The sequence below is a fragment of the Microbulbifer sp. Q7 genome, from assembly GCF_001639145.1.
Lineage (GTDB): Bacteria > Pseudomonadota > Gammaproteobacteria > Pseudomonadales > Cellvibrionaceae > Microbulbifer.
Genome location: NZ_LROY01000002.1, coordinates 2,354,814 through 2,378,701, shown reverse-complemented (window position 1 = coordinate 2,378,701; position 23,888 = coordinate 2,354,814). Strand labels below are relative to the sequence as shown.

The 23,888-nt window shown below is 56.1% G+C and carries 35 protein-coding genes; all 35 read left to right on the top strand.

All coding sequences use genetic code 11. From position 1 onward, the window contains the following. Positions 1-60: 60 nt before the first annotated feature. Positions 61-4,290, top strand: a complete 4,230-nt coding sequence (gene rpoC, locus AU182_RS15535; protein WP_066967225.1) for a DNA-directed RNA polymerase subunit beta' — start codon at positions 61-63, stop codon at positions 4,288-4,290. Between the two features lie 262 nt (positions 4,291-4,552). After that, the gene (rpsL, locus tag AU182_RS15530; protein WP_066967222.1) at positions 4,553-4,927 is read left to right on the top strand and encodes a 30S ribosomal protein S12; all 375 of its coding nucleotides are present in this window, start codon (positions 4,553-4,555) and stop codon (positions 4,925-4,927) included. Between the two features lie 117 nt (positions 4,928-5,044). Next, positions 5,045-5,515, top strand: coding sequence for a 30S ribosomal protein S7 (rpsG, locus tag AU182_RS15525; protein WP_066967219.1), 471 nt, complete (start codon positions 5,045-5,047; stop codon positions 5,513-5,515). A gap of 112 nt (positions 5,516-5,627) precedes the next feature. Continuing rightward, positions 5,628-7,736 (top strand): elongation factor G, encoded by a 2,109-nt coding sequence (fusA, locus tag AU182_RS15520; protein WP_066967216.1) that lies wholly within the window; start codon positions 5,628-5,630, stop codon positions 7,734-7,736. 34 nt (positions 7,737-7,770) lie between these two features. After that, positions 7,771-8,994, top strand: coding sequence for an elongation factor Tu (gene tuf, locus AU182_RS15515; RefSeq protein ID WP_066967213.1), 1,224 nt, complete (start codon positions 7,771-7,773; stop codon positions 8,992-8,994). Positions 8,995-9,281: 287 nt separating this feature from the next. Further along, complete coding sequence (gene rpsJ / locus AU182_RS15510) at positions 9,282-9,593, top strand: 30S ribosomal protein S10 (RefSeq protein WP_066967210.1); 312 nt, start codon at positions 9,282-9,284, stop codon at positions 9,591-9,593. A 110-nt stretch (positions 9,594-9,703) separates the two neighbouring features. Beyond that, a complete protein-coding gene (gene rplC, locus AU182_RS15505) occupies positions 9,704-10,339 on the top strand; it encodes a 50S ribosomal protein L3 (RefSeq protein ID WP_066967207.1) in 636 nt (211 codons plus the stop codon). Positions 10,340-10,357: 18 nt separating this feature from the next. Then, the gene (gene rplD / locus AU182_RS15500) at positions 10,358-10,972 is read left to right on the top strand and encodes a 50S ribosomal protein L4 (protein ID WP_066967204.1); all 615 of its coding nucleotides are present in this window, start codon (positions 10,358-10,360) and stop codon (positions 10,970-10,972) included. Beyond that, positions 10,969-11,274: a 50S ribosomal protein L23 gene (rplW, locus tag AU182_RS15495; protein WP_066967201.1), complete on the top strand. Its 306-nt coding sequence runs from the start codon at positions 10,969-10,971 to the stop codon at positions 11,272-11,274. The genes rplD and rplW overlap by 4 nt, the downstream gene beginning before the upstream one ends. Before the next feature lie 17 nt (positions 11,275-11,291). Further along, a complete protein-coding gene (gene rplB, locus AU182_RS15490; protein ID WP_066967198.1) occupies positions 11,292-12,116 on the top strand; it encodes a 50S ribosomal protein L2 in 825 nt (274 codons plus the stop codon). 53 nt (positions 12,117-12,169) lie between these two features. Beyond that, positions 12,170-12,448: a 30S ribosomal protein S19 gene (rpsS, locus tag AU182_RS15485; protein WP_010133844.1), complete on the top strand. Its 279-nt coding sequence runs from the start codon at positions 12,170-12,172 to the stop codon at positions 12,446-12,448. Positions 12,449-12,463: 15 nt separating this feature from the next. Next, positions 12,464-12,796, top strand: a complete 333-nt coding sequence (rplV, locus tag AU182_RS15480; protein ID WP_043320801.1) for a 50S ribosomal protein L22 — start codon at positions 12,464-12,466, stop codon at positions 12,794-12,796. Between the two features lie 19 nt (positions 12,797-12,815). After that, complete coding sequence (gene rpsC / locus AU182_RS15475) at positions 12,816-13,496, top strand: 30S ribosomal protein S3 (RefSeq protein WP_066967195.1); 681 nt, start codon at positions 12,816-12,818, stop codon at positions 13,494-13,496. A gap of 11 nt (positions 13,497-13,507) precedes the next feature. Beyond that, entirely contained in the window at positions 13,508-13,921 is a 414-nt protein-coding gene (rplP, locus tag AU182_RS15470; protein ID WP_066967193.1) for a 50S ribosomal protein L16, read from the top strand. Continuing rightward, positions 13,921-14,112, top strand: coding sequence for a 50S ribosomal protein L29 (gene rpmC / locus AU182_RS15465; RefSeq protein ID WP_043320803.1), 192 nt, complete (start codon positions 13,921-13,923; stop codon positions 14,110-14,112). Before rplP ends, rpmC begins: the two co-directional genes overlap by 1 nt. A gap of 2 nt (positions 14,113-14,114) precedes the next feature. Beyond that, on the top strand, positions 14,115-14,378 hold the full coding sequence (rpsQ, locus tag AU182_RS15460; protein WP_066967190.1) for a 30S ribosomal protein S17: 264 nt from the start codon (positions 14,115-14,117) through the stop codon (positions 14,376-14,378). Between the two features lie 49 nt (positions 14,379-14,427). Then, entirely contained in the window at positions 14,428-14,796 is a 369-nt protein-coding gene (gene rplN, locus AU182_RS15455; RefSeq protein ID WP_043320805.1) for a 50S ribosomal protein L14, read from the top strand. A 20-nt stretch (positions 14,797-14,816) separates the two neighbouring features. Continuing rightward, entirely contained in the window at positions 14,817-15,134 is a 318-nt protein-coding gene (gene rplX / locus AU182_RS15450) for a 50S ribosomal protein L24 (protein ID WP_066967187.1), read from the top strand. A gap of 14 nt (positions 15,135-15,148) precedes the next feature. After that, positions 15,149-15,688 (top strand): 50S ribosomal protein L5, encoded by a 540-nt coding sequence (rplE, locus tag AU182_RS15445; protein WP_066967184.1) that lies wholly within the window; start codon positions 15,149-15,151, stop codon positions 15,686-15,688. A gap of 9 nt (positions 15,689-15,697) precedes the next feature. Next, positions 15,698-16,003, top strand: a complete 306-nt coding sequence (rpsN, locus tag AU182_RS15440; protein ID WP_066967181.1) for a 30S ribosomal protein S14 — start codon at positions 15,698-15,700, stop codon at positions 16,001-16,003. A 26-nt stretch (positions 16,004-16,029) separates the two neighbouring features. Continuing rightward, positions 16,030-16,422, top strand: a complete 393-nt coding sequence (rpsH, locus tag AU182_RS15435; RefSeq protein WP_066967178.1) for a 30S ribosomal protein S8 — start codon at positions 16,030-16,032, stop codon at positions 16,420-16,422. A 12-nt stretch (positions 16,423-16,434) separates the two neighbouring features. Then, entirely contained in the window at positions 16,435-16,968 is a 534-nt protein-coding gene (gene rplF, locus AU182_RS15430) for a 50S ribosomal protein L6 (RefSeq protein ID WP_066967175.1), read from the top strand. A 9-nt stretch (positions 16,969-16,977) separates the two neighbouring features. Further along, complete coding sequence (rplR, locus tag AU182_RS15425; RefSeq protein ID WP_066967172.1) at positions 16,978-17,328, top strand: 50S ribosomal protein L18; 351 nt, start codon at positions 16,978-16,980, stop codon at positions 17,326-17,328. Between the two features lie 10 nt (positions 17,329-17,338). Continuing rightward, positions 17,339-17,848 carry a 30S ribosomal protein S5 gene (rpsE, locus tag AU182_RS15420; protein ID WP_043320817.1) on the top strand — a complete coding sequence of 170 codons (510 nt, stop codon included), beginning with the start codon at positions 17,339-17,341 and terminating at the stop codon, positions 17,846-17,848. Between the two features lie 66 nt (positions 17,849-17,914). Then, positions 17,915-18,100 carry a 50S ribosomal protein L30 gene (gene rpmD, locus AU182_RS15415; RefSeq protein ID WP_010133829.1) on the top strand — a complete coding sequence of 62 codons (186 nt, stop codon included), beginning with the start codon at positions 17,915-17,917 and terminating at the stop codon, positions 18,098-18,100. A gap of 1 nt (position 18,101) precedes the next feature. Further along, a complete protein-coding gene (gene rplO / locus AU182_RS15410; RefSeq protein ID WP_066967169.1) occupies positions 18,102-18,536 on the top strand; it encodes a 50S ribosomal protein L15 in 435 nt (144 codons plus the stop codon). A gap of 12 nt (positions 18,537-18,548) precedes the next feature. After that, entirely contained in the window at positions 18,549-19,895 is a 1,347-nt protein-coding gene (gene secY / locus AU182_RS15405; RefSeq protein ID WP_066967167.1) for a preprotein translocase subunit SecY, read from the top strand. A 39-nt stretch (positions 19,896-19,934) separates the two neighbouring features. Next, positions 19,935-20,051: a 50S ribosomal protein L36 gene (gene rpmJ / locus AU182_RS16345; protein WP_010133825.1), complete on the top strand. Its 117-nt coding sequence runs from the start codon at positions 19,935-19,937 to the stop codon at positions 20,049-20,051. A gap of 144 nt (positions 20,052-20,195) precedes the next feature. After that, positions 20,196-20,390, top strand: a complete 195-nt coding sequence (locus AU182_RS15400) for a hypothetical protein (protein WP_066967164.1) — start codon at positions 20,196-20,198, stop codon at positions 20,388-20,390. 58 nt (positions 20,391-20,448) lie between these two features. Then, positions 20,449-20,805 carry a 30S ribosomal protein S13 gene (rpsM, locus tag AU182_RS15395; RefSeq protein ID WP_010133823.1) on the top strand — a complete coding sequence of 119 codons (357 nt, stop codon included), beginning with the start codon at positions 20,449-20,451 and terminating at the stop codon, positions 20,803-20,805. A gap of 44 nt (positions 20,806-20,849) precedes the next feature. Continuing rightward, entirely contained in the window at positions 20,850-21,239 is a 390-nt protein-coding gene (rpsK, locus tag AU182_RS15390) for a 30S ribosomal protein S11 (protein ID WP_043320820.1), read from the top strand. Between the two features lie 15 nt (positions 21,240-21,254). Next, positions 21,255-21,875, top strand: coding sequence for a 30S ribosomal protein S4 (gene rpsD / locus AU182_RS15385; protein ID WP_066967161.1), 621 nt, complete (start codon positions 21,255-21,257; stop codon positions 21,873-21,875). A gap of 45 nt (positions 21,876-21,920) precedes the next feature. Further along, entirely contained in the window at positions 21,921-22,925 is a 1,005-nt protein-coding gene (rpoA, locus tag AU182_RS15380; RefSeq protein ID WP_066967158.1) for a DNA-directed RNA polymerase subunit alpha, read from the top strand. Between the two features lie 125 nt (positions 22,926-23,050). After that, positions 23,051-23,443 (top strand): 50S ribosomal protein L17, encoded by a 393-nt coding sequence (gene rplQ, locus AU182_RS15375; protein WP_010133817.1) that lies wholly within the window; start codon positions 23,051-23,053, stop codon positions 23,441-23,443. Between the two features lie 124 nt (positions 23,444-23,567). Beyond that, positions 23,568-23,825, top strand: coding sequence for a DUF1315 family protein (locus tag AU182_RS15370; RefSeq protein ID WP_066967156.1), 258 nt, complete (start codon positions 23,568-23,570; stop codon positions 23,823-23,825). Positions 23,826-23,888 lie beyond the last annotated feature (63 nt).

Genomic DNA, 23,888 nt, shown 5'->3' with positions numbered 1-23,888 from the left:
GCGCTCCCGGCCCCGAAAGGCAGTTGGCCGGGTTGACTACCCCCTAGTGGAGGAAAGGCCTTGAAAGATTTGTTAAACCTGGTGAAAGCCCAGGATCAGCTGGAAGAATTTGACGCTATCCGTATCGGTCTGGCATCGCCGGAGATGATTCGTTCCTGGTCCTACGGCGAAGTGAAAAAGCCGGAGACCATCAACTACCGTACCTTCAAGCCGGAGCGCGAAGGCCTGTTCTGTGCCAAGATTTTTGGCCCGGTGAAGGACTACGAGTGCCTGTGCGGTAAGTACAAGCGCATGAAGCACCGCGGCATCATCTGTGAAAAGTGCGGCGTAGAAGTGACCAAGGCCAAGGTGCGTCGTGAGCGCATGGGCCACATCGAACTGGCGAGCCCGGTCGCGCATATCTGGTTCCTGAAGTCCCTGCCGTCCCGTATCGGCCTGCTGCTGGACATGACCCTGCGTGATATCGAGCGCGTGCTCTACTTCGAATCCTACGTGGTAACCGATCCGGGTATGACGACCCTGGAGCGCGGCCAGCTGCTGAACGATGAGCAGTACTTTGAAGCGATGGAAGAGTTCGCCGACGAGTTCGAAGCCAAGATGGGTGCCGAAGCCATCCAGGAGCTGATGAACGACATCGAGCTGCCGTCCGAAATCCAGCGCCTGCGCGAAGAGATTCCGGCGACCAATTCCGAGACCAAGATCAAGAAGCTGTCCAAGCGCCTGAAGTTGCTGGAAGCCTTCTACAAGTCCGGCAACAAGCCGGAGTGGATGATCATGCAGGCACTGCCGGTTCTGCCGCCGGATCTGCGTCCGCTGGTACCGCTGGACGGTGGCCGCTTTGCGACTTCCGATCTGAACGATCTGTACCGCCGGGTGATCAACCGTAACAACCGTCTGAAGCGCCTGCTCGAGCTGAACGCGCCGGACATCATTGTGCGCAACGAAAAGCGCATGCTGCAGGAATCTGTGGATGCACTGCTGGATAACGGCCGTCGCGGCCGTGCCATCACCGGTTCCAACAAGCGCCCGCTGAAATCCCTGGCAGACATGATCAAGGGTAAGCAGGGTCGTTTCCGTCAGAACCTGCTGGGTAAGCGTGTCGATTACTCCGGTCGTTCCGTGATCGTGGTTGGTCCGACCCTGCGTCTGCACCAGTGTGGTCTGCCCAAGAAAATGGCCCTCGAGCTGTTCAAGCCGTTCATTTTCGGCAAGCTGGAAGCCCGTGGCCTGGCCACCACCATCAAAGCCGCCAAGAAGATGGTTGAGCGTGAAGAAGCGGTGGTGTGGGACATCCTCGACGAAGTGATTCGCGAGCACCCGGTACTGCTGAACCGCGCCCCGACCCTGCACCGTCTGGGTATCCAGGCGTTTGAGCCGGTGCTGATTGAAGGTAAGGCCATCCAGCTGCACCCGCTGGTGTGTGCGGCGTACAACGCCGACTTCGACGGTGACCAGATGGCGGTACACGTACCGCTGACCATTGAAGCGCAGCTGGAATCCCGCGCGCTGATGATGTCCACCAACAACATCCTGTCTCCCGCCAACGGTGAGCCGATCATCGTACCTTCCCAGGACGTGGTACTGGGTCTGTACTGGATGACCCGTGAGCGTGTGAACGATAAAGGCGAAGGCATGTTCTTCTCCGATATCAAGGAAGTGAGCCGTGCCTTCTACGCCAAGCAGGTGGGTCTGCAGGCGAAGATCAAGGTGCGTATCGACGAAGTGTCCGTCGGTGAAGATGGCGAGAAGCAGGTGACTCGCACCATCTACGACACCACCGTCGGTCGTGCGCTGCTGTGGAACATCGTGCCTGAAGGCCTGCCCTTCGAGTACGTGAACCAGCCGATGAAGAAGAAGTCGATTTCTCGTGTGCTGAACGAGTGCTACCGCAAGGTGGGTCTGAAGGCGACCGTGATCTTCGCGGACCAGCTGATGTACACCGGTTTCGATTTCTCCACCAAGTCCGGTTCTTCGATTGGTGTGAACGACTTCGAGATCCCGGCGGCCAAGGCTGACCTGATCGCTTCCGCGGAAGAGGAAGTGAAAGAGATCGAGACCCAGTTTGCCTCCGGTCTGGTGACCGCGGGCGAGAAATACAACAAGGTCATCGACGTTTGGTCTCGTACCAACGATAAGGTGACCCAGGCGATGATGGCGGGCATCAAGAAAGAGCCGGTCATCGATCGTGACGGTAAAGAGACCGAACAGGACTCCTTCAACTCCGTCTACATGTACGCGGATTCCGGTGCTCGTGGTTCTGAGGCGCAGATTCGTCAGCTGGCCGGTATGCGTGGCCTGATGGCGCGTCCGGATGGCTCCATTATCGAAAACGCCATTACCGCGAACTTCCGTGAAGGTCTGAGCGTACTGCAGTACTTCATCTCGACCCACGGTGCACGTAAAGGTCTGGCGGATACCGCACTGAAAACCGCTAACTCCGGTTACCTGACCCGTCGTCTGGTAGACGTGGCGCAGGACGTGGTGATCACAGAAATCGACTGTGGCACCGACGACGGCCTGACCATGGCGCCGGTGATCGAGGGTGGTGACGTGATCGAGTCCCTGGGTGACCGTATCCTGGGTCGTGTAGTGGCCCGTGACGTCATCAAGCCTGGCAGCGACGAAATCGCCGTTCCCGCAGGCACCATGATCGACGAAGCCTGGGTAGAGCGCATCGAAGGCATGGGTATCGACGAAGTGATCGTACGCTCGCCGATCTCCTGTGAAACGGCGCACGGTATCTGTGCCCAGTGTTACGGCCGTGACCTGGCCCGCGGCCACCGCGCCAACCCCGGTGAGTCCGTGGGTGTTGTGGCGGCACAGTCCATTGGTGAGCCGGGCACTCAGCTGACCATGCGTACCTTCCACATCGGTGGTGCGGCGAGTCGTGCTTCTGCCGCGGACAGCATCCAGGTGAAACAGCCGGGTACTGTACGACTGCACAACCTGAAGACAGTTAAAACCGAGGGCGGCAACCTGGTAGCGGTGTCCCGTTCCGGTGAGCTGGCGGTAGCCGACCCCGCGGGCCGCGAGCGCGAGCGCTACAAGCTGCCTTACGGTGCGGTGATTACCGTCGATGAAGGTTCGACCATCGACGGCGGCCAGATCGTGGCCAAGTGGGATCCGCACACCCACCCGATCATTACCGAGGTGGCCGGTTGGGTGAAACTGTCCGGTATGGAAGATGGCCTGTCCATTCGCAAGCAGACCGACGAAATCACCGGTCTGTCTTCCATCGAAGTAATCGATCCGGCTGAGCGTCCGGCGGCGGGTAAAGACCTGCGTCCGGCGGTGACCCTGGTGGATGAAAATGGTGAAGAGCTGACCCTGGTCAACTCCAACGCACCGGCGCACTACGCGCTGCCGCCGCGCGCGATCCTCAGCCTGAAGGATGGCGACAAGGTGAACGTGGGTGACATCGTTGCACGTATTCCGCAGGAATCCGGCGGTACCAAGGACATCACCGGTGGTCTGCCGCGTGTTGCCGACCTGTTTGAAGCGCGTAAGCCGAAAGAGCCGTCCATCCTGGCGGAGATCTCCGGTACCGTTTCCTTCGGTAAAGAGACCAAAGGCAAGGTGCGCCTGCAGATCACCCCGAAAGACGGCAAGCCGCTGGCCAATGGCAAGGATCATTACGAAGTACTGATTCCGAAACACCGCCAGCTGACCGTGTTCGAAGGGGAAACCGTAGAGAAGGGTGAGGTCATCTCCGACGGGCCGTCCAACCCGCACGACATCCTGCGTCTGAAAGGCGTGGAAGAGTTGGCGCGCTACATCACCAACGAGATCCAGGAGGTTTACCGCCTCCAGGGTGTAGGCATCAACGATAAGCACATCGAGACCATCGTGCGTCAGATGCTGCGTAAAGTTGAAATCCTGGAGATGGGTGACTCTGAGTTCATCAAGGGTGACCAGGTGGAATACCAGCGCGTCGTGGAAGAGAACGAGCGCCTGCGTGCCGAAGGCAAGCAGCCGGCTCAGTTCGAGCGTCTGCTGCTGGGTATCACCAAGGCGTCTCTGGCGACCGAGTCCTTCCTGTCCGCGGCCTCCTTCCAGGAGACCACCCGTGTACTGACCGAAGCGGCGGTAACCGGCAAGGAAGACAGCCTGCGCGGCCTGAAGGAAAACGTGGTCGTTGGCCGCCTGATCCCGGCCGGTACCGGTCTGGCCTACCATGCCGAGCGCAAGCGCAGACGCACCCAGCAGTTGACCCAAGGCTATGCCGAAGGTCCTTCTGCAGAAGAGGTGGAAGCGGCGCTGACCGAAGCCCTGAAATCTTCCGGGGACTGAGGTCGAAGCGACGGAGTAGTCTGACCAGAGGTTTCTGCTCGTGAAAGAGGGGTCTTTGGTCTGTTCCGCATCGCAATTGCCTGTCGAGGTGAGTATTTACTTCGGCAGGTGATTGACTCGGGGTTGCCGCGCTTATAGAATGCGGCCCCCGCTAATGGGGTGCGATTGTCCGCTGATCCTCGGATTGGGTGGATGTCGCGCACTGACGATAGGCCCTCACTGCTGTCAAGGTGGGGGCGTTTTATTTTTGGAGTGATTTTTAATGGCAACGATCAACCAGTTGGTTCGTAAGCCGAGAAAACGCAAAGTTGAAAAAAGCGACGTGCCTGCACTGCAAGCTAGCCCGCAGCGTCGTGGAGTTTGTACTCGTGTGTATACCACTACACCGAAGAAGCCGAACTCTGCACTGCGTAAAGTTTGTCGTGTGCGCCTGACCAACGGCTACGAAGTAACTTCGTACATCGGCGGTGAAGGCCACAACCTGCAGGAGCACAGCGTGGTGCTGATTCGCGGCGGTCGTGTAAAAGACCTGCCGGGTGTGCGCTATCACACTGTGCGCGGTGCACTTGACTGTGCCGGCGTAAACGATCGCAAGCAGGGCCGTTCCAAGTACGGCGCCAAGCGTCCTAAGGCCTAATAGCTCTTAAGACAACATTGCGTTTCGGTTTAACGAATAACCGGAGTAAGGCTGAGCTCGCCGAGTTGTATTTGTTTACGGCGGCGTCTCGGAGTAACCCTGAAGAGAGGCAATCCCATGCCAAGAAGACGAGTAGTCGCCAAGCGCGAAGTGCTGCCCGATCCCAAGTTCGGGAACGTGACTCTGGCCAAGTTCATGAACCATGTCATGATCTCTGGTAAGAAGTCCGTGGCAGAGAGCATCGTATATGGTGCACTGGATCTGGTTTCAGAAAAGCTGAACAAAGATCCGATTGAGGTTTTTGAAGAGTCCCTGGAAAACATCGCCCCGATGGTGGAAGTAAAATCCCGTCGTGTTGGTGGTGCTACTTACCAGGTGCCGGTAGAAGTGCGTCCCGCACGTCGTACCGCGCTGGCAATGCGCTGGCTGGTAGATTTCTCCCGTAAGCGCGGTGAGAAGTCCATGGCCCAGCGCCTGGCCAATGAAATGATCGATGCGTCCCAGAACAAGGGCGGCGCGGTCAAGAAGCGTGAAGACGTGCACCGTATGGCGGAAGCCAACAAAGCGTTCTCTCACTATCGTTTCTAAGATAGTGACGCTTCTAAGTCTGATGATTATTTCCATCGGAAAATAAAATCGAAAGGCAGCAAGGAAGGTAAAACTCCGCGCTGCCTTTTGCCGTTATATCGAGGATACAACAGTGGCACGTAAAACGCCTATCGAACGCTATCGCAATATCGGTATCTGCGCCCACGTAGACGCCGGTAAAACCACGACTACCGAGCGCGTACTCTTCTACACCGGTCTGTCCCACAAAATTGGTGAGGTGCACGAAGGCGCAGCCACCATGGACTGGATGGAGCAGGAGCAGGAGCGTGGTATTACCATCACTTCCGCAGCAACCACCTGTTTCTGGGCTGGTATGCAGCAGCAGTTCCCGCAGCACCGCGTAAACATTATCGACACTCCCGGACACGTTGACTTCACCATTGAAGTAGAGCGTTCCCTGCGTGTACTGGACGGCGCCGTCGTCGTTCTGTGTGGCTCTTCCGGTGTGCAGCCGCAGACCGAAACTGTATGGCGTCAGGCCAACAAGTACGAAGTGCCGCGCATGGTATTCGTCAACAAAATGGACCGCGCCGGTGCAGACTTCCGCAAGGTAGTCGGCCAGCTGAAGACCCGTCTGAATGCGAACGCTGTTCCGCTGCAGATGACCATTGGCTCCGAAGACGAGTTCAAGGGTGTGGTCGACCTGGTCAAGATGAAGGCCATCCTGTGGAACGAAGAAGACATGGGTATGACCTTCGACTACGCCGACATCCCGGCTGACATGCAGGACGAGTGCGAAGAAATGCGCGAGTTCCTGGTGGAAGCTGCGGCGGAAGCGACCGAAGAGCTGATGGAAAAATACCTTGAAGAAGGTGAGCTGACCGAAGAAGAGATCAAGTCAGCCATTCGTCAGCGTACTCTGGCCAACGAAATCGTACCGGTTCTGGGCGGCTCTGCGTTCAAGAACAAGGGCGTACAGGCCATGCTGGACGCGGTCATCGAATACCTGCCGGCGCCGACCGAAGTTAAAGCGATCGAAGGTACTCTGCTGGACAAGGCTGAGACCGTTGAGACCCGTGAAGCGGACGACAACGCGCCGTTTGCTGCGCTGGCGTTCAAGATCGCAACCGACCCCTTCGTTGGTACCCTGACCTTCTTCCGTGTGTACTCCGGTAAGCTGGAAAGCGGCACTGCGGTGTACAACTCCGTGAAGGAGAAGAAAGAGCGTGTCGGCCGTATGGTGCAGATGCACTCCAATGATCGTAAAGAGATCAAGGAAGTACTGGCGGGTGATATCGCGGCCGCGATTGGCCTGAAAGATGTGACCACTGGTGACACCCTGTGTGCTGAAGACGCGAAAATCGTTCTCGAGCGCATGGAATTCCCTGAGCCGGTAATCTCCGTAGCGGTTGAGCCGAAGTCCAAGCCGGACCAGGAAAAAATGGGTATCGCTCTGGGCAAGCTGGCTCAGGAAGACCCGTCTTTCCGTGTGAAGACCGACGAAGAGACCGGCCAGACCATCATCTCCGGTATGGGTGAGCTGCACCTGGACATCATCGTTGACCGTATGCGTCGTGAATTCAACGTTGAAGCCAACATCGGTAAGCCGCAGGTGGCCTATCGTGAAACTATCCGTAACACCTCTGAGATCGAAGGCAAGTTCGTTCGTCAGTCCGGTGGTCGCGGTCAGTACGGTCACGTATGGGTCAAGTTCGAGCCGGCGGAAGACGAGTCTGGTGAAGGCCTGGTCTTCGAAAACGCGATCGTGGGTGGTGTGGTTCCGAAGGAATACATCCCGGCGGTACAGAAAGGTATCGAGGAGCAGATGCAGAACGGTGTTCTGGCTGGCTACCCGCTGCTGGGCCTGAAGGCTACCCTGTACGACGGCTCCTTCCACGATGTGGACTCCAACGAAATGGCATTCAAGATCGCTGGCTCCATGGCGACCAAGAAGCTGGCAGATGTTGGCGGTGCAGTACTGCTCGAGCCGATGATGAAAGTGGAAGTGGTTACCCCGGAAGAGAACATGGGTGACGTGGTTGGCGACCTGAACCGTCGTCGCGGTCTGATCCAGGGTATGGACGACAGCGCCTCAGGCAAAATCGTTAATGCCGAGGTGCCGCTGGCGGAAATGTTTGGTTACGCTACTGACCTGCGTTCTGCAACCCAGGGCCGTGCAACCTACACCATGGAATTCCTGAAGTACGCCGAAGCGCCGAAAAACGTCGCTGACGAAATTATCGCGAAAAACAAGGGTTAATTTCCTTATTTCTTTTAGCTAGAGGATATTGAAAATGGGAAAAGAAAAGTTTGAACGTTCCAAGCCCCACGTAAACGTGGGCACCATCGGTCACGTTGACCACGGTAAAACCACCCTGACCGCTGCGCTGACTCGCGTATGTTCCGAAGTGTGGGGCGGCGCTGCCGTTGCCTTCGACGGTATCGACAATGCTCCGGAAGAGCGTGAGCGTGGTATCACCATCGCCACCTCTCACGTGGAATACGAGTCCCCGACCCGTCACTACGCGCACGTAGACTGCCCGGGACACGCCGACTACGTGAAGAACATGATCACCGGTGCTGCTCAGATGGACGGCGCTATCCTGGTATGTGGCGCGACCGACGGTCCTATGCCGCAGACTCGCGAGCACATCCTGCTGTCTCGTCAGGTGGGTGTACCTTACATCGTGGTATTCCTGAACAAGGCTGACCTGCTGGCAGAAGACTGCGGCGGCGTAGGCTCTGAAGAATACACCGAGATGCTGGAACTGGTTGAAATGGAGCTGCGCGAGCTGCTCGACCAGTACGAGTTCCCGGGTGACGACACTCCGATCATCGCTGGTTCTGCCCTGATGGCCCTGAACGGCGAAGACGACAACGAGCTGGGCACCTCTGCAGTTAAGAAGCTGGTAGAGACCCTGGACGAGTACATCCCGGAGCCGGAGCGTGCCATCGATCAGCCGTTCCTGATGCCGATCGAAGACGTATTCTCCATCTCTGGTCGCGGTACCGTAGTAACCGGTCGTGTAGAGCGTGGCATCATCAATACTGGCGACGAAATCGAAATCGTTGGTATCAAAGACACCACCAAGACCACCTGTACCGGTGTTGAGATGTTCCGCAAGCTGCTGGACGAAGGCCGTGCTGGTGAGAACATCGGTGCGCTGCTGCGTGGCACCAAGCGTGACGAAGTTGAGCGTGGTCAGGTCCTGGCGAAGCCGGGCTCCATCACCCCGCACACCAAGTTCGAAGGTGAGGTGTACATCCTGTCCAAGGACGAAGGTGGCCGTCACACCCCGTTCTTCAAGGGCTACCGTCCGCAGTTCTACTTCCGTACCACCGACGTAACTGGTGCGGTTGAGCTGCCGGAAGGTACTGAAATGGTAATGCCGGGCGACAACATTCAGATGTCTGTGACTCTGATCTGCCCGATCGCCATGGAAGAAGGTCTGCGCTTCGCGATCCGTGAAGGTGGCCGTACCGTTGGTGCTGGCGTTGTAGCCAAGATCATCGAGTAATCGCTGGTCTCGTCGGTTCGGGCCTCGTGCCCGACCTGACACCAAAAAGCCGCAGCAGTCACTGTTGCGGCTTTTTTTGTGCGCCGCAGGTGCTGACCGACCGGACAGTGGTTGTCCGGTCAGTTCCGTGCTCTACCGGCTCGGCGGGGCCGCTGCGGCAACTGGTTAAAAAAATGCCAGTCTGCCTTGACAGCTACCCGGTCTGACCGTAGACTTCGCGCTCCTTTTCGCCCGCCCTCGGGGCTGCGTAAGAGGACGTTCTTTAGATTTAATTGGAGTTTGATTCCATGCAGGGTCAACGCATTCGAATTCGCCTGAAGGCGTTCGATCACAAACTGATCGACACGTCTACCCAGGAGATCGTAGAGACGGCTAAGCGCACTGGCGCCCAAGTACGCGGTCCCATTCCGCTGCCGACTCGCAAAGAGAAGTACACCGTACTGATCTCTCCGCACGTCAACAAAGACGCGCGCGACCAGTACGAAATCCGTACTCACAAGCGTTTGCTGGACATTGTTGAGCCCACCGAGAAAACCGTTGACGCGCTGATGAAGCTCGATCTGGCGGCCGGTGTTGAGGTTCAGATTAGTCTCGGCTAACACTTCAAATTAACTACCGAATCCCGAACGAAAAAGGTTCGGGTAGTGTAACGCTCTGAAATTGGGCGGCCGCAGTGGGTTAAAGCCCCGTGCACTGAGAGGTTGAAAAGATGACTATAGGTATTGTCGGCCGCAAGAGCGGCATGACTCGCATCTTCACTGAAGATGGCGCGTCTATCCCGGTAACTGTTATCGAGGTAGCTCCGAATCGCGTCACTCAGGTGAAAACTCCGGAAACTGACGGCTACTCCGCGGTTCAAGTAACTGTGGGTGCTCGTAAAGCTTCCCGTGTCTCCAAGCCCCAAGCGGGCCACTTCGCCAAAGCCAACACTGAGGCTGGCTCTGCTCTTTTCGAACTGCGTACTGACGGTTCTGAAGAGTCCTTCGAAATCGGTTCTGAGATCACTGTTGCCAGCTTTGAAGCTGGTCAGAAGATTGACGTAACCGGCACTTCCAAAGGTAAAGGTTTCCAGGGCGGTATCAAACGCTGGAACTTCCGTATGCAGGACGCTACCCACGGTAACTCTCTGTCTCACCGCGCACCTGGCTCTATCGGCCAGTGTCAGACCCCTGGTCGCGTGTGGAAAGGCAAGAAGATGGCCGGTCACATGGGTGCTGAGCGTGTTACCACGCAAAACCTGGAAGTCGTTCGTGTGGACGCTGAGCGTAATTTGCTGCTGGTCAAGGGCGCCGTACCTGGTGCACCCGGCGGTAACGTTATCGTTCGTCCGGCCGTTAAAGCCTAAGTCTGAGGGGAAATAGATATGGAACTGAATATCGCTACTCCCGAAGGCGCTAAAGGCACTGTTGCAGTCTCTGAAGTGGCTTTCGGTCGTGAATTCAATCAGGACCTGGTACACCAGGCAGTCGTCGCCTACATGGCTGGCGCGCGCCAAGGTACCAAGGCTCAGAAAAACCGCGCAGCGGTTTCCGGCGGCGGCAAAAAGCCGTGGCGCCAAAAAGGTACTGGCCGTGCTCGCGCCGGTACCATCCGCAGCCCGCTGTGGCGCTCTGGTGGTGTAACTTTCGCCGCTGAGCCGCGTGATCACAGTGTAAAGCTGAACAAGAAAATGTACCGCGCTGCACTGCGCTGCATTCTCTCCGAGCTGGCTCGTCAGGAGCGTCTGGTTGTAGTTGAGTCCTTCGACGTGGAAGCGCCGAAGACCAAGCAGCTGGTAACCAAGCTGGCACAGTACGACTTGTCCGAAGCGTTGATCGTGACCGAAGAGGTAAATGAAAACCTCTACCTGGCCGCGCGCAACCTGCACAAGATCGATGTTCGTGACGTCCAGGCTATCGATCCGGTAAGCCTGATTCGTTTTGACAAGGTCGTGGTTACCGTTTCTGCACTGAAGAAAATTGATGAGGTGCTGGGATGAACCAAGAGCGAATCTACAAAGTACTGCTGGGCCCGGTAATTTCCGAGAAAGCTGCTGTGCTGGCGGATGCCGCCAACCAGGTAGTGTTCAAGGTGACCACCGACGCTTCCAAAGCCGAAATCAAGGCCGCGGTCGAAAAGCTGTTCAATGTTTCTGTTGAGCAGGTTCGCACCGTGAACGTTAAAGGCAAAACCAAGCGCACCCGCTACGGCATGGGCGTGCGCAACGATTGGAAAAAAGCCTACGTTCGTCTGGCCGAAGGCAGCGACATTAACTTCGAAACTGCCGACGTTACGGCGTAAGCTAGGGGAAAGTTGCAATGGCTATTGTAAAAACAAAACCGACCTCTGCCGGCCGTCGTCACCTTGTAAAGGTTGTTAACTCCGACCTGCACAAAGGTGCGCCTTACGCGCCGCTGCTGGAGAAGAAGTCCAAGACCGGTGGTCGTAACAACAACGGTCGCATTACCACCCGTCATATCGGTGGTGGACATAAGCATCACTACCGCGTGGTGGATTTCAAGCGTAACAAAGATGGCATTCCGGCCACCGTTGAACGCCTGGAATACGATCCGAACCGCAGCGCGCATATCGCACTGGTGTGCTATGCCGACGGTGAGCGTCGTTACATCATTGCGCCGAAAGGCCTGAAAGCCGGTGCAAAAATCCAGTCTGGCGATGCTGCGCCGATCAGCGTGGGTAACACCCTGCCGCTGCGCAACATTCCGGTTGGTTCCGTGATTCACGGTATTGAGCTGAAGCCTGGTAAAGGTGCTCAGTTGGCCCGCTCCGCCGGTGCCTCTGTACAGCTGGTTGCCCGTGAAGGTCAGTACGCGACTATCCGTCTGCGCTCTGGCGAAATGCGCAAAGTTCTGACCGAGTGTCGCGCCACCCTGGGTGAAGTGAGCAACTCTGAGCACAGCCTGCGCAAGCTGGGTAAAGCTGGTGCCAAGCGCTGGCGCGGTGTTCGTCCTACCGTTCGCGGTGTGGCGATGAACCCGGTAGACCACCCGCACGGCGGTGGTGAAGGTCGTACCTCTGGTGGTCGTCACCCTGTGACGCCTTGGGGTGTGCCGACCAAGGGTAAGAAAACGCGTAAGAACAAGCGCACCGACAACATGATTGTACGTCGTCGCGGCAAGTAATTCTCAGTAGAGAATAGTCGCGCGATGTGTGAGCAGCTAAAGAGGAATCTAAAGTGCCACGCTCATTAAAGAAAGGTCCCTTTATTGATCTGCATCTGATCAAGAAGGTGGAGGCGGCGATCGAGAAAAATGATCGTCGACCGATTAAAACCTGGTCCCGCCGTTCCATGGTTATGCCGGAAATGGTTGGACTGACGATTGCCGTTCACAACGGTCGTCAACACGTGCCCGTGCTGGTCAACGAAGAAATGGTTGGTCACAAGCTGGGCGAATTCGCGGCTACCCGCACTTACCGCGGTCACGCTGCGGATAAGAAAGCGAAGAAGCGCTAAGCCGAGGTTATAGAGATGGAAGTACAAGCAAAATTACGCGGTGCTCGTCTGTCGGCACAAAAGGCGCGTCTGGTAGCTGATCAGATTCGCGGCAAAGGTGTCGAGGAAGCCCTGGATATCCTGGCTTTCAGCCACAAGAAGGGTGCTGCGATCGTTAAGAAGGTTCTGGAATCTGCCATCGCCAATGCCGAGCACAATGAAGGTGCCGACGTCGACGAGCTGAAGGTTTCCACAATCTTCGTGGATGAGGGTATGACCATGAAGCGCATTAAACCGCGTGCCAAAGGTCGTGCTGATCGTATTCTTAAGCGTACTTGTCACATTACTGTGAAAGTAGCCGAGAAATAAGAGAGCAGGCGAGAAAACCATGGGACAAAAAGTACATCCTACCGGCATTCGTCTGGGTATCGTTAAAAAGCATACCTCTGTTTGGTATGCCGGCAGCGACGAGTACGCAGACAAGCTGTACACGGATCTGAAAGTTCGCGAGTACATTCGCAAGAAGCTGGCCCACGCTTCCGTGAGCCGCATCGAGATCGAACGTCCGGCCAACACCGCTCGTGTGACCATTCACACTGCGCGTCCGGGCATCGTGATCGGTAAAAAAGGTGAAGACGTAGAGCGTCTGCGCAACGAGCTGACTTCCCAGATGGGTGTGCCCGTGCACATCGACATCGAAGAAGTACGCAAGCCCGATCTGGACGCCACTCTGGTAGCCCAGAACGTTGCTCAGCAGCTGGAGCGTCGCGTTATGTTCCGTCGCGCGATGAAGCGCGCCGTACAGAACGCCATGCGCCAGGGCGCTGAAGGTATCAAAATTCAGGTAAGTGGTCGTCTTGGCGGTGCCGAGATTGCCCGTACCGAATGGTACCGTGAAGGCCGTGTGCCGCTGCACACTCTGCGTGCCAACATCGACTACGGCACTTATGAAGCCAGTACTACGTACGGCATCATCGGTGTGAAAGTTTGGATCTTCAAAGGCGAAGTCATCGGTGACGAAATCCCCGAAGAGAAGCCAGCGAAGACTCGCAAAAAAGCTGCTAAATAAGGGGTGCGCAGATGCTACAACCGAAGCGTACAAAATTCCGCAAGGTACAGAAGGGTCGCAACCGCGGTCTTTCCCAGCGCGGCTCTAAAGTGAGCTTTGGCGAGTTCGGCCTTAAGGCCATCGGTCGTGGACGCATTACTGCGCGTCAGATCGAAGCGGCTCGTCGCGCAATGACTCGTCACGTTAAACGTGGCGGTAAGATCTGGATTCGTGTGTTTCCGGACAAGCCCATTTCCAGTAAGCCCCTCGAAGTTCGTATGGGTAAAGGTAAGGGTAACGTAGAATATTGGGTGGCTCAGATTCAGCCGGGTAAAGTCCTCTATGAAATGGAAGGCGTATCCGAAGAACTGGCTCGCGAAGCTTTCGAGCTCGCCGCAGCCAAGCTGCCTGTAAAGACAACTTTCGTTAAGCGTTCGGTGATGTAATGAAGACTGCAGATCTACGCTCAAAGTCAGTTGAGGAGTTGAACCAGGAACTGTTGAGCCAGCTCGAAGCACAATTCAAGCTGCGCATGCAAAAGTCTACTGGTCAGCTGACTCAGACTCATCTGCTGAAGCAGACTCGTCGCGACATTGCTCGCATTAAGACTGTGTTGACCGAGAAGGCAGGTAATTAATCATGGCTGAAGCAAAACTGAAGCGTACTCTGACCGGTAAGGTCGTGAGTGACAAGATGGATAAAACCATCACCGTTTTGATCGAGCGCCGTGTTAAGCACCCGATCTACGGCAAAATCGTGAGCAAGTCCACCAAGCTCAAGGCACATGACGAAAACAATGATTGCGGCATCGGCGATGTCGTAACCATTGAAGAGTCTCGTCCGCTGTCCAAGAGCAAGTCCTGGTCCTTGCAGACAATTGTTGAGCGAGCGGCGAAGGTTTAATCCTGGCCCATTGACTGTGAAGACCTAAACAGGTTTTCGGAGAGGAACAATGATTCAAGCAGAATCCTACTTAGAAGTAGCCGATAACAGTGGGGCTCGCCGTGTCATGTGCATCAAGGTGCTGGGCGGCTCCCACCGTCGCTACGCTGGCGTTGGCGACATTATCAAGGTAACCGTTAAGGAAGCGATTCCTCGCGGTAAAGTGAAAAAGGGTCAGGTAATGAACGCGGTTGTGGTTCGCACCAAAAAAGGTGTGCGTCGCCCCGATGGTTCCCTGATCAAGTTTGACGATAACGCAGCGGTGTTGCTGAACCAGAACCATGCTCCGGTTGGCACCCGTATTTTTGGCCCGGTAACTCGCGAGCTGCGCGGTGAGAAGTTCATGAAGATCATCTCACTGGCTCCCGAAGTTATCTAAGCCTCGAGCGGAGAAGAGTAATGCGCAAGATCAAGCGTGACGACGAAGTGATCGTTATCGCCGGTCGCGATAAGGGCAAGCGAGGCACCGTACGCAAGGTGCTGAACGATGGCCGCCTGATCGTGTCCGGTGTTCAGATGATCAAGAAACACCAGAAGCCGAACCCCCAGCTGGGCGTTGCCGGTGGAATCGTTGAGAAAGAAGCCGCTATCCAGGCTTCCAACGTTGCCATCTTCAACCCGAATACCCAGAAAGCTGACCGGGTAGGCTTCAAAGTACTGGAAGATGGCACTAAGATCCGCGTCTTCAAATCCAGCGGCGAAGCCGTTGACGCATAAGTCAGGTGGAAAAAATGGCAAGGCTTAAAGAGCTCTACACCAAAGAACTCGCGTCCAAGCTGAAAGAAGAGCTGGGACTTGAGAACGTAATGTCCGTGCCGCGCATCACCAAAATCACCGTCAACATGGGTGTCGGTGAAGCCATTGGTGATAAAAAGGTACTGGAACACGCAGTCAGTGACATGACTGCAATTACTGGTCAAAAACCCATTGTGACCAAGGCGCGTAAGTCTATCGCGGGCTTCAAAATCCGTGAGGACTGGCCGATCGGCTGTAAGGTAACTCTGCGCGGTGAGCGCATGTATGAGTTCCTGGAGCGTCTGGTAGGTATCGCGATTCCGCGTATCCGCGACTTCCGTGGCATCAGCCCGAAGCAGTTCGACGGTCGTGGTAACTTCTCGATGGGTGTAACAGAACAAATTATCTTCCCGGAAATTGACTACGACAAAGTAGACAAGATCCGCGGTCTGGATATTTGTATCACTACTACAGCAGCTAACGACGAACAAGGTCGTGCACTGCTGAAAGCATTCAACTTCCCTTTCAAGGGTTAAGAGGATTCCATGGCGAAGAAATCCATGATTGCGCGTGAGAACAAGCGCGCTCGAACCGCAGCTAAGTACGCCGAAAAGCGTCAAGAGCTGAAGGCGATCATCGCCAGTGCCAACGTTTCCGATGAGGAGCGTTGGGAGGCTCAACTCAAGCTGCAACAACTGCCGCGCGATGCAAGCCCGGTACGTCAGCAACGTCGCTGTCGTATCACTGGTCGCCCCCACGCTGTCTACCGTAAGTTCGGCCTGTGCCGTAACAAACTGCGTGAAGCAGCCATGCGTGGTGATGTCCCCGGCCTGGTTAAGTCCAGCTGGTAAAAGGCAGACTTGAGGAGTCTTAAGTAATGAGTATGCAAGATCCGTTGGCAGATATGCTGACCCGAGTCCGCAACGCTTTGGCGCGCGGCAAGGGCAGCGTTTCTATGCCTTCTTCAAAACTGAAAATCGCCGTAGCCAACGTTCTCAAGGACGAAGGTTATGTTACTGGTGTCGCGGTTAGCGAAGGCCCCAAGCCTGAGCTGACTATCGAGCTGAAATACTTCCAGGGCAAGCCGGTAATCGCCGAGCTGGATCGGGTTTCCCGTCCGGGCCTGCGTAACTACGCAGGTAAGAAAGCGTTGCCATCCGTTCGCGGCGGCCTGGGTATCGCCATCGTCTCCACCTCTCGGGGTGTGATGACTGATCGTGCGGCCCGTCAGGCTGGTGTCGGCGGCGAAGTGCTTTGCACCGTATTCTAAGCGGGGGTTGATATGTCTCGAGTAGCTAATAGTCCCGTAAGTATCCCCGCAGGCGTGTCCATTGACCTGAAAGGTCAGGATGTTGCTGTAAAAGGTGGTAACGGTAACCTGAACCTCAGCGTGCATTCCGACGTTGAAGTTAAGCAGGAAGAAAATCAGCTGACCTTTGCTGCACGCAACGGTTCCAAGCAGGCCCGTGCCCTCGCCGGCACTACCCGCGCGCTGGTAAACAATATGGTGGTCGGTGTCAGTCAGGGTTTCGAAAAGAAACTGCAGCTGAACGGTGTAGGTTACCGTGCGAAAGCATCTGGTAAGACCGTTAACCTGACTCTGGGTTTTTCTCATCCGGTAGATTACACGCTGCCTGAAGGTGTGACTGCTGAAACCCCGAGCCAGACTGAAATCGTACTGAAAAGCAGCGACAAGCAGCTGTTAGGTCAAGTGGCCGCAGAGATCCGCGCATTCCGTCCGCCGGAGCCCTACAAAGGTAAGGGTGTCCGTTACGCCGATGAGCGCGTGTATCGCAAAGAGGCCAAGAAGAAGTAAGGCATAGATATGAACGTTAAAAAGCAATCTCGCTTGCGTCGTGCACGTCGTGCCCGCGCCAAGTTCCGTGAGCTGGGCGCCGTTCGCCTGACAGTGAACCGCACTCCCCGCCACATTTACGCACAGATCCTGTCTGCCGACGGCGACAAGGTATTGGCCACTGCCTCTACTCTGGACAAGGACCTGCGTGAAAGCAAAACCGGTAACGTCGACGCTGCTAAGGCTGTTGGCACCCTGATCGCTGAGCGTGCTAAGGCCGCTGGCGTTGAAGCGGTAGCCTTCGATCGTAGCGGCTTCAAATACCACGGCCGTGTTAAGGCCCTGGCAGACGCTGCCCGTGAAGCCGGTCTGAAATTCTAAGGGTTGAGTTATGGCTAGAGATAAAGTCGAGAAGAGCAACGACGAAGGCCTCCAGGAAAAACTGGTCCAGGTCAATCGTGTTGCCAAAACCGTAAAAGGTGGTCGTATCTTCGCGTTCACCGCTCTGACCGTAGTTGGCGACGGCAATGGCCGTGTTGGCTTCGGTCGTGGTAAAGCGCGTGAAGTACCTGTTGCCATTCAAAAGGCAATGGAAGCTGCGCGTCGCAACATGATCCAGGTAGACCTGAACGGGGACACCCTTCAGTACGCTACCAACGGTCGCCACGGCGGTTCCAAGGTATACATGCAGCCCGCTTCCCAGGGTACCGGCGTAATTGCCGGCGGCGCTATGCGCTCCGTCCTGGAAATGGCTGGCGTCCACAACGTACTGGCCAAGTGCTACGGCTCTACCAATCCGGTAAATGTCGTTCGCGCTACCTTCAGTGCGCTGGGCAAAATGAGTAGCCCGGAAGACGTAGCCGCCAAGCGTGGCAAGTCTGTGGAAGAAATCCTGAACTGATTCGGTTTGGGTCGCGGCAGTACTATCGTTGCGACCCACTCTGAACTTGCTTTGAGTGAATGAGTCATGGCTAAGAAGACCATCAAAGTAACCCAGGTCAAAAGCATCAACGGTCGCCTGAAAAATCATCAGGCGTGTGTTGCTGGTCTGGGTCTGCGCCGCATTGGTCACACTGTGGAAGTGGAAGACACTCCCTCTGTGCGCGGCATGATCAACAAAGTGAACTACCTCGTAAAAGTAGAGGAGGCGTAACATGCGTTTGAACGAGTTGTCTCCCGCTGAGGGTCACAAGCAGAGCGCCAAGCGCGTTGGTCGCGGCATCGGTAGTGGCCTGGGTAAAACCGCTGGCCGCGGTCACAAGGGTCAAAAGGCCCGTTCCGGTGGTAGCGTTCGTCCGGGCTTCGAAGGCGGTCAGATGCCTTTGCAGAAGCGCCTGCCGAAGTACGGTTTCACCTCTCGCGTTGGCCGCTTCGTTGCGGAAGTGCGTCTGGCGGAGCTGGCGAAGGTAGAAGGTGACACGATTGATTTGGCAGCGCTGAAAAATGCCGATATTATCGGCGGCCACATTAAGCGCGCCAAAGTGTTCCTTTCAGGTGAGCTGACCAAAGCGGTTACCGTGAAAGGTCTTGGCGTAACCAAAGGTGCTAAAGCGGCCATCGAAGCTGCTGGCGGAAAAGTAGAAGACTAAATCGAGGCCCCAATGGCACGACCAGGATCTGGTGTTAACTCCCTGGGTAACGGCAAGGGATTAGGCGAGCTTTGGGCTCGCCTTCGTTTTCTGTTTCTCGCGATTCTCGTATATCGCATAGGGACTCATATTCCGGTGCCCGGTATTGATCCGGAAAAGCTGGCGAATCTGTTTAACCAGAACCAGGGAACCATCCTTGGTCTGTTCAACATGTTCTCTGGTGGCGCACTGGAGCGGATGAGTATTCTGGCTCTCGGTATCATGCCGTACATCTCCGCGTCCATCATCATGCAGTTGATGACCGCGGTGACGCCTTCTCTGGAGGCGTTGAAGAAGGAAGGTGATGCAGGGCGCCGCAAGATCAACCAGTACACCCGTTATTTGACGGTGGTGCTGGCCCTTATTCAGGGGATCGGCATGACCTTTGGTCTCGCTGGTCAGAATCTCGCGTACTCTGCTGAACCGGCATTCGGTTTCTACTTCGTGGCCGTTGTGTCACTGGTAACCGGTGCTGTCTTCATGATGTGGCTGGGTGAGCAGATCACTGAGCGGGGTGTTGGCAATGGTATTTCCATGCTGATCTTCGCCGGTATCGTCGCCGGCCTGCCGAGTGCTATTGGCCAGGCCTTTGAGCAGGCGCGTCAGGGTGAGTTGCATATCCTGATGCTGCTGGCGATCGGTTTTGTCGCGATAGCTGTTGTGTACTTCGTGGTGGTTATGGAGCGCGGCCAACGCCGTATCACCATCAATCACGCTCGGCGCCAGGCGGGTCGTTACTCGCAGGCGCCGGCTGCACAGTCCAGCCATCTGCCGCTGAAGGTCAATATGGCCGGTGTTATTCCGGTGATCTTTGCCAGCAGTATCCTGCTGTTCCCTGCGACTCTGGCGCAGTGGTTCGGTCAGGGCGGCGAAGGTGTCGGTGCGCAGATCCTGCAGTGGATGGCGCTCCAGCTGGGTCCCGGTCAGCCGCTGAACATTATTTTGTTCGCACTGTTGATTGGCTTCTTCTGCTTCTTCTATACGGCGTTGATGTTCAACCCGAATGAAGTTGCAGATAACCTGAAAAAATCCGGTGCTTATGTGCCCGGTATTCGCCCCGGCGAACAGACCGCTCGATATATCGACAGCGTGCTGACTCGTCTGACCCTGGTGGGTGCCTGTTACATCGCATTGGTATCCCTGCTGCCGCAGTTCCTGGTAGTTGGGCTGAACATTCCTTTCTACCTGGGAGGTACCTCGCTGCTGATCGTTGTGGTCGTAGTGATGGACTTCATGGCGCAAGTGCAGTCGCACCTGCTGTCCCACCAGTACGAAGGGTTGATGAAGAAGGCAAATCTGCAAGGTTACGGCCGCCGTTGATCGGTAGCCGTCGCAGCAGGATTGAATTGAGGTAAGGTCATGAAAGTACGCGCTTCTGTTAAAAAGATCTGCCGTAACTGCAAAATCGTACGTCGCAAAGGTGTTCTGCGGGTTATCTGCAGCGCCGAGCCCCGTCACAAGCAGCGGCAGGGCTAATCGACGCCCAGGCGTCGATTAGCGCGACTCACCAGGGACGGTGGGTCCGGTGACCGAATCATGGATCTGGCTGGTCACCAAATGATTGTGAAATTGTTTGCCTCTTTGCACCGCCCCGTGTAAAAAGGCGCACCGCAGCGCGATATGCATGCGGCGAAACCGAAACGTCACCTTTTAGGTGGCTGGAAGTTTCAAAAGGGGGCGTTGACTGTCGTCCGTTTCACCTTGGGTTCAGGCTCTGGGAAGGCGGGCTATTGCAATTTGGTGTATGAAAAGCTATTCTTGCGCGCCTTTTTGGTGGTGCTGGTGGCTTTTTATTCGCTGTCAGCGCCGAAATGAGAAATGAGCTGCGCCATTACCAAAGTTGCGCGGTTCTCAATACGTGGAGTACGCCTCTATGGCACGTATTGCTGGTGTAAACGTACCAGACCACAAGCACGCCGTGATCTCCCTGACCCATATCTATGGTGTCGGACGCACTACGGCCAAGTCTATTCTGGCAGCGGTAGGTATCGCTGAATCCACCAAACTTCGTGATCTGTCCGAAGACCAGATCGAAACCATCCGCGGTGAAGTTGCAAAACTGACCGTTGAAGGTGATCTGCGTCGTGAAGTGTCCATGAACATCAAACGTCTGATGGACCTGGGTTGCTTCCGCGGTCTGCGTCACCGTCGCAGCCTGCCGCTTCGCGGTCAGCGCACCAAGACTAACGCCCGCACCCGTAAGGGTCCGCGCAAGCCGATTCGCAAGTAAGCAATCGCGCAAGTCTTCACAAGTACAGGATTTAGGATACAGGTATGGCTAAGCCAAAAACTACTGTTCGCAAAAAGGTCAAAAAGACCGTTGTCGACGGTGTTGCCCACATCCACGCATCGTTCAACAACACGATCGTGACGATCACTGACCGTCAGGGCAACACTCTGAGCTGGGCTACCGCGGGTGGCTCCGGTTTCCGTGGTTCTCGTAAGAGCACCCCTTTCGCAGCCCAGGTTGCCGCTGAACGTGCAGGTACTGCCGCTCAGGAGTATGGCCTGAAAAACCTTGATGTCGAAGTAAAGGGCCCAGGCCCGGGTCGCGAATCTGCCGTTCGCGCCCTGAACAACTGCGGCTACAAGATCACCAACATCACCGACGTGACGCCGATCCCGCATAACGGTTGTCGTCCGCCCAAGAAACGTCGCGTGTAAGAGGGGGTTGACGAAATGGCACGTTATATTGGACCAAAATGTAAGCTTTCCCGTCGGGAAGGTACCGATCTTCAGCTGAAAAGTGGCGTTCGCCCGCACGAATCCAAGTGTCGCGCGGAAACCAAGCCTGGCGTTCATGGCGCCGGTCGCGGTCGTCTGTCCGACTACGGTGTTCAGCTGCGTGAAAAGCAAAAAGTACGCCGCATCTACGGTGTGCTGGAAAAGCAGTTCCGTAACTACTATAAGGAAGCGGCGCGTCTGAAAGGTGCAACCGGTGAAAACCTGTTGAAACTTCTGGAAAAACGCCTCGACAACGTGGTTTACCGCATGGGCTTCGGCTCTACTCGCTCTGAAGCGCGTCAGCTGGTATCTCACAAGGCGATCCTGGTAAACGGTAGCGCCGTCAACATTCCTTCCTATCAGGTTAAGGAAGGTGACGTGATTTCTATCCGTGAGAAAGCCAAGAAGCAGATGCGTATCCAGAACTCCGTTTCCCTCGCTGCACAGCGCGGTGACGTAGAGTGGGTAGACGTGAACGCGACCAAGCTCGAAGGTACCTTCAAGCGTGTTCCCGATCGCGTGGATCTGCCGGCAGAGATCAATGAAAACCTTATCGTGGAACTCTACTCCAAGTAAGGCTCTGTTCCATTTAAGGAATAAAACTGTAATACAGGTATGGCTATGCAGACTGCTGTCAACGAGTTTTTGACACCTCGTCGTATTGACGTCACCGAGTACAACCAGAACCACGCCAAAGTGGTTCTGGAACCGCTGGAGCGTGGCTTTGGCCACACTCTCGGCAACGCACTGCGCCGCATCCTGCTGTCCTCCATGCCAGGCTGCGCCGTCACTGAAGTTGAGATCGACGGTGTTGAGCACGAGTACAGCGCAATTGAAGGTGTGCAGGAAGACGTAATTGAAATCCTGCTGAACCTGAAGGAAATTGCGGTGGTGATGCACGGCAAGGACCAGGCAGTGCTGAGCCTGAGCAAGAAAGGCCCAGGTGCGGTAACCGCTGGCGATATCCAGGTGGACCACGACATCGAAATCGTGAACCCCGAGCACGTGATTGCCAACATTACCGGCGACGTGGAACTCAACCTGCGTCTGACCGTCGCGCGCGGCCGTGGCTACCAGCCCGCCGATGCCCGTCGTGAAGATGAGGAAGAGACCCGCTCAATCGGTCGCCTGCAACTGGATGCGTCCTTTGGCCCGGTTCGTCGCGTTTCCTACAGCGTGGAATCCGCGCGTGTAGAACAGCGCACCGACCTGGACAAGCTGGTTCTGGACCTGGAGACCAACGGTACTCTGGACCCGGAAGAAGCGATTCGTCGCGCCGCCACAATCCTCCAGCAGCAGCTGGCAGTGTTTGTGGACCTGGAAGGCGAGAAGGATGCCCAGCCGGAAGCGAAGGAAGAGGAAGTTGATCCGGTGCTGTTGCGTCCGGTGGACGACCTCGAGCTGACCGTGCGTTCGGCGAACTGTCTGAAGGCAGAGAACATCTACTACATCGGTGACCTTATTCAGCGCACCGAAGTAGAGCTGCTGAAGACCCCGAACCTGGGTAAAAAGTCCCTGACTGAAATCAAGGACGTGCTGGCTTCCCGTGGTCTTTCCCTGGGTATGCGTCTCGAGAACTGGCCGCCGGCCAGCCTCAAGGGCGACAGCAAGCTGAGCTCCCTGTAAAGCGTTTGTGGCGCGGGCGTGTTTTGCCCGCCCGCGTGAAGAAAACCGAGTGGTGCGCGTTTCCCGCTAGTGCCACTCCCAGACGACTTGCTGAGAAAGCAATCGAAGTCGTGAGGAATTGAGTTATGCGTCATCGTTATAGTGGCCGTAAATTCAGTCGTACCAGCTCTCACCGTAAAGCCATGTTCAAGAACATGACCGCTTCTCTGGTAGAGCACGAACTGATCAAAACCACACTGCCGAAAGCCAAGGAGCTGCGTCGCGTTGCCGAGCCGCTGATCACCCTGGCCAAGAAGGACAGTGTTGCCAACCGCCGTCTGGCTTTCGCTCGTATCCGTGATAAGGATGCCGTGCGCAAGCTGTTCGACGAACTGGGTCCCCGTTACGAAGCCCGTCCGGGCGGATACATCCGCATTCTGAAATGTGGTTTCCGCGCTGGCGACAAGGCGCCGATGGCCTACGTCGAGCTGGTGGATCGTCCGGTAGCGGACGAGACTGCAGAAGCTGCAGAAGCCTGAGGCAACTCGCTTTAGGTGATTTCGGTACCTTTCGGGGTCTCGAGCAAAGGAAGGCCGGTCTCTGACCGGCTTTTCTTGTTTCTAGTCCCTAACTTTCGCCCCTTTCGCTGTGAGGCCATTGGTAATGTTTGACTCTTTGGATGATTTGTTAAAAGCCTTGAATCCACAGATCGTTGGCAGCCTGAAGCGTGCCATCGAGCTGGGCAAGTGGCCGAACGGCGTCGCACTGACCGAGCAGCAGCGGTTGCTGTGTGGCGAAGCCGTTGCCTACTGGGAACAGCGCAATGCGATGCCGGAGTCGCGGGTCGGTTACGTACCGCCAAAAGCAACGCCCTGTGCCGACAAGCACGAAGACGAGGCCGTTACCTGGGTCGACGGCTGATCGCCGCCGCTTTCCCGGGCACTTATCTTGTGCTCAAGTAAAAAAGGCCGGAAATCTCCGGCC

Bases quoted from the DNA above. Each gene is read 5' to 3' on its own strand.
- rpsL (WP_066967222.1), top strand. From the start codon at position 4,553: ATGGCAACGATCAACCAGTTGGTTCGTAAGCCGAGAAAACGCAAAGTT.
- rpsG (WP_066967219.1), top strand. From the start codon at position 5,045: ATGCCAAGAAGACGAGTAGTCGCCAAGCGCGAAGTGCTGCCCGATCCC.
- tuf (WP_066967213.1), top strand. From the start codon at position 7,771: ATGGGAAAAGAAAAGTTTGAACGTTCCAAGCCCCACGTAAACGTGGGC.
- rpsJ (WP_066967210.1), top strand. From the start codon at position 9,282: ATGCAGGGTCAACGCATTCGAATTCGCCTGAAGGCGTTCGATCACAAA.
- rplC (WP_066967207.1), top strand. From the start codon at position 9,704: ATGACTATAGGTATTGTCGGCCGCAAGAGCGGCATGACTCGCATCTTC.
- rplD (WP_066967204.1), top strand. From the start codon at position 10,358: ATGGAACTGAATATCGCTACTCCCGAAGGCGCTAAAGGCACTGTTGCA.
- rplW (WP_066967201.1), top strand. From the start codon at position 10,969: ATGAACCAAGAGCGAATCTACAAAGTACTGCTGGGCCCGGTAATTTCC.
- rplB (WP_066967198.1), top strand. From the start codon at position 11,292: ATGGCTATTGTAAAAACAAAACCGACCTCTGCCGGCCGTCGTCACCTT.
- rplV (WP_043320801.1), top strand. From the start codon at position 12,464: ATGGAAGTACAAGCAAAATTACGCGGTGCTCGTCTGTCGGCACAAAAG.
- rpsC (WP_066967195.1), top strand. From the start codon at position 12,816: ATGGGACAAAAAGTACATCCTACCGGCATTCGTCTGGGTATCGTTAAA.
- rplP (WP_066967193.1), top strand. From the start codon at position 13,508: ATGCTACAACCGAAGCGTACAAAATTCCGCAAGGTACAGAAGGGTCGC.
- rpmC (WP_043320803.1), top strand. From the start codon at position 13,921: ATGAAGACTGCAGATCTACGCTCAAAGTCAGTTGAGGAGTTGAACCAG.
- rpsQ (WP_066967190.1), top strand. From the start codon at position 14,115: ATGGCTGAAGCAAAACTGAAGCGTACTCTGACCGGTAAGGTCGTGAGT.
- rplN (WP_043320805.1), top strand. From the start codon at position 14,428: ATGATTCAAGCAGAATCCTACTTAGAAGTAGCCGATAACAGTGGGGCT.
- rplX (WP_066967187.1), top strand. From the start codon at position 14,817: ATGCGCAAGATCAAGCGTGACGACGAAGTGATCGTTATCGCCGGTCGC.
- rplE (WP_066967184.1), top strand. From the start codon at position 15,149: ATGGCAAGGCTTAAAGAGCTCTACACCAAAGAACTCGCGTCCAAGCTG.
- rpsN (WP_066967181.1), top strand. From the start codon at position 15,698: ATGGCGAAGAAATCCATGATTGCGCGTGAGAACAAGCGCGCTCGAACC.
- rpsH (WP_066967178.1), top strand. From the start codon at position 16,030: ATGAGTATGCAAGATCCGTTGGCAGATATGCTGACCCGAGTCCGCAAC.
- rplF (WP_066967175.1), top strand. From the start codon at position 16,435: ATGTCTCGAGTAGCTAATAGTCCCGTAAGTATCCCCGCAGGCGTGTCC.
- rplR (WP_066967172.1), top strand. From the start codon at position 16,978: ATGAACGTTAAAAAGCAATCTCGCTTGCGTCGTGCACGTCGTGCCCGC.
- rpsE (WP_043320817.1), top strand. From the start codon at position 17,339: ATGGCTAGAGATAAAGTCGAGAAGAGCAACGACGAAGGCCTCCAGGAA.
- rpmD (WP_010133829.1), top strand. From the start codon at position 17,915: ATGGCTAAGAAGACCATCAAAGTAACCCAGGTCAAAAGCATCAACGGT.
- rplO (WP_066967169.1), top strand. From the start codon at position 18,102: ATGCGTTTGAACGAGTTGTCTCCCGCTGAGGGTCACAAGCAGAGCGCC.
- secY (WP_066967167.1), top strand. From the start codon at position 18,549: ATGGCACGACCAGGATCTGGTGTTAACTCCCTGGGTAACGGCAAGGGA.
- rpmJ (WP_010133825.1), top strand. From the start codon at position 19,935: ATGAAAGTACGCGCTTCTGTTAAAAAGATCTGCCGTAACTGCAAAATC.
- AU182_RS15400 (WP_066967164.1), top strand. From the start codon at position 20,196: ATGCATGCGGCGAAACCGAAACGTCACCTTTTAGGTGGCTGGAAGTTT.
- rpsM (WP_010133823.1), top strand. From the start codon at position 20,449: ATGGCACGTATTGCTGGTGTAAACGTACCAGACCACAAGCACGCCGTG.
- rpsK (WP_043320820.1), top strand. From the start codon at position 20,850: ATGGCTAAGCCAAAAACTACTGTTCGCAAAAAGGTCAAAAAGACCGTT.
- rpsD (WP_066967161.1), top strand. From the start codon at position 21,255: ATGGCACGTTATATTGGACCAAAATGTAAGCTTTCCCGTCGGGAAGGT.
- rpoA (WP_066967158.1), top strand. From the start codon at position 21,921: ATGCAGACTGCTGTCAACGAGTTTTTGACACCTCGTCGTATTGACGTC.
- rplQ (WP_010133817.1), top strand. From the start codon at position 23,051: ATGCGTCATCGTTATAGTGGCCGTAAATTCAGTCGTACCAGCTCTCAC.
- AU182_RS15370 (WP_066967156.1), top strand. From the start codon at position 23,568: ATGTTTGACTCTTTGGATGATTTGTTAAAAGCCTTGAATCCACAGATC.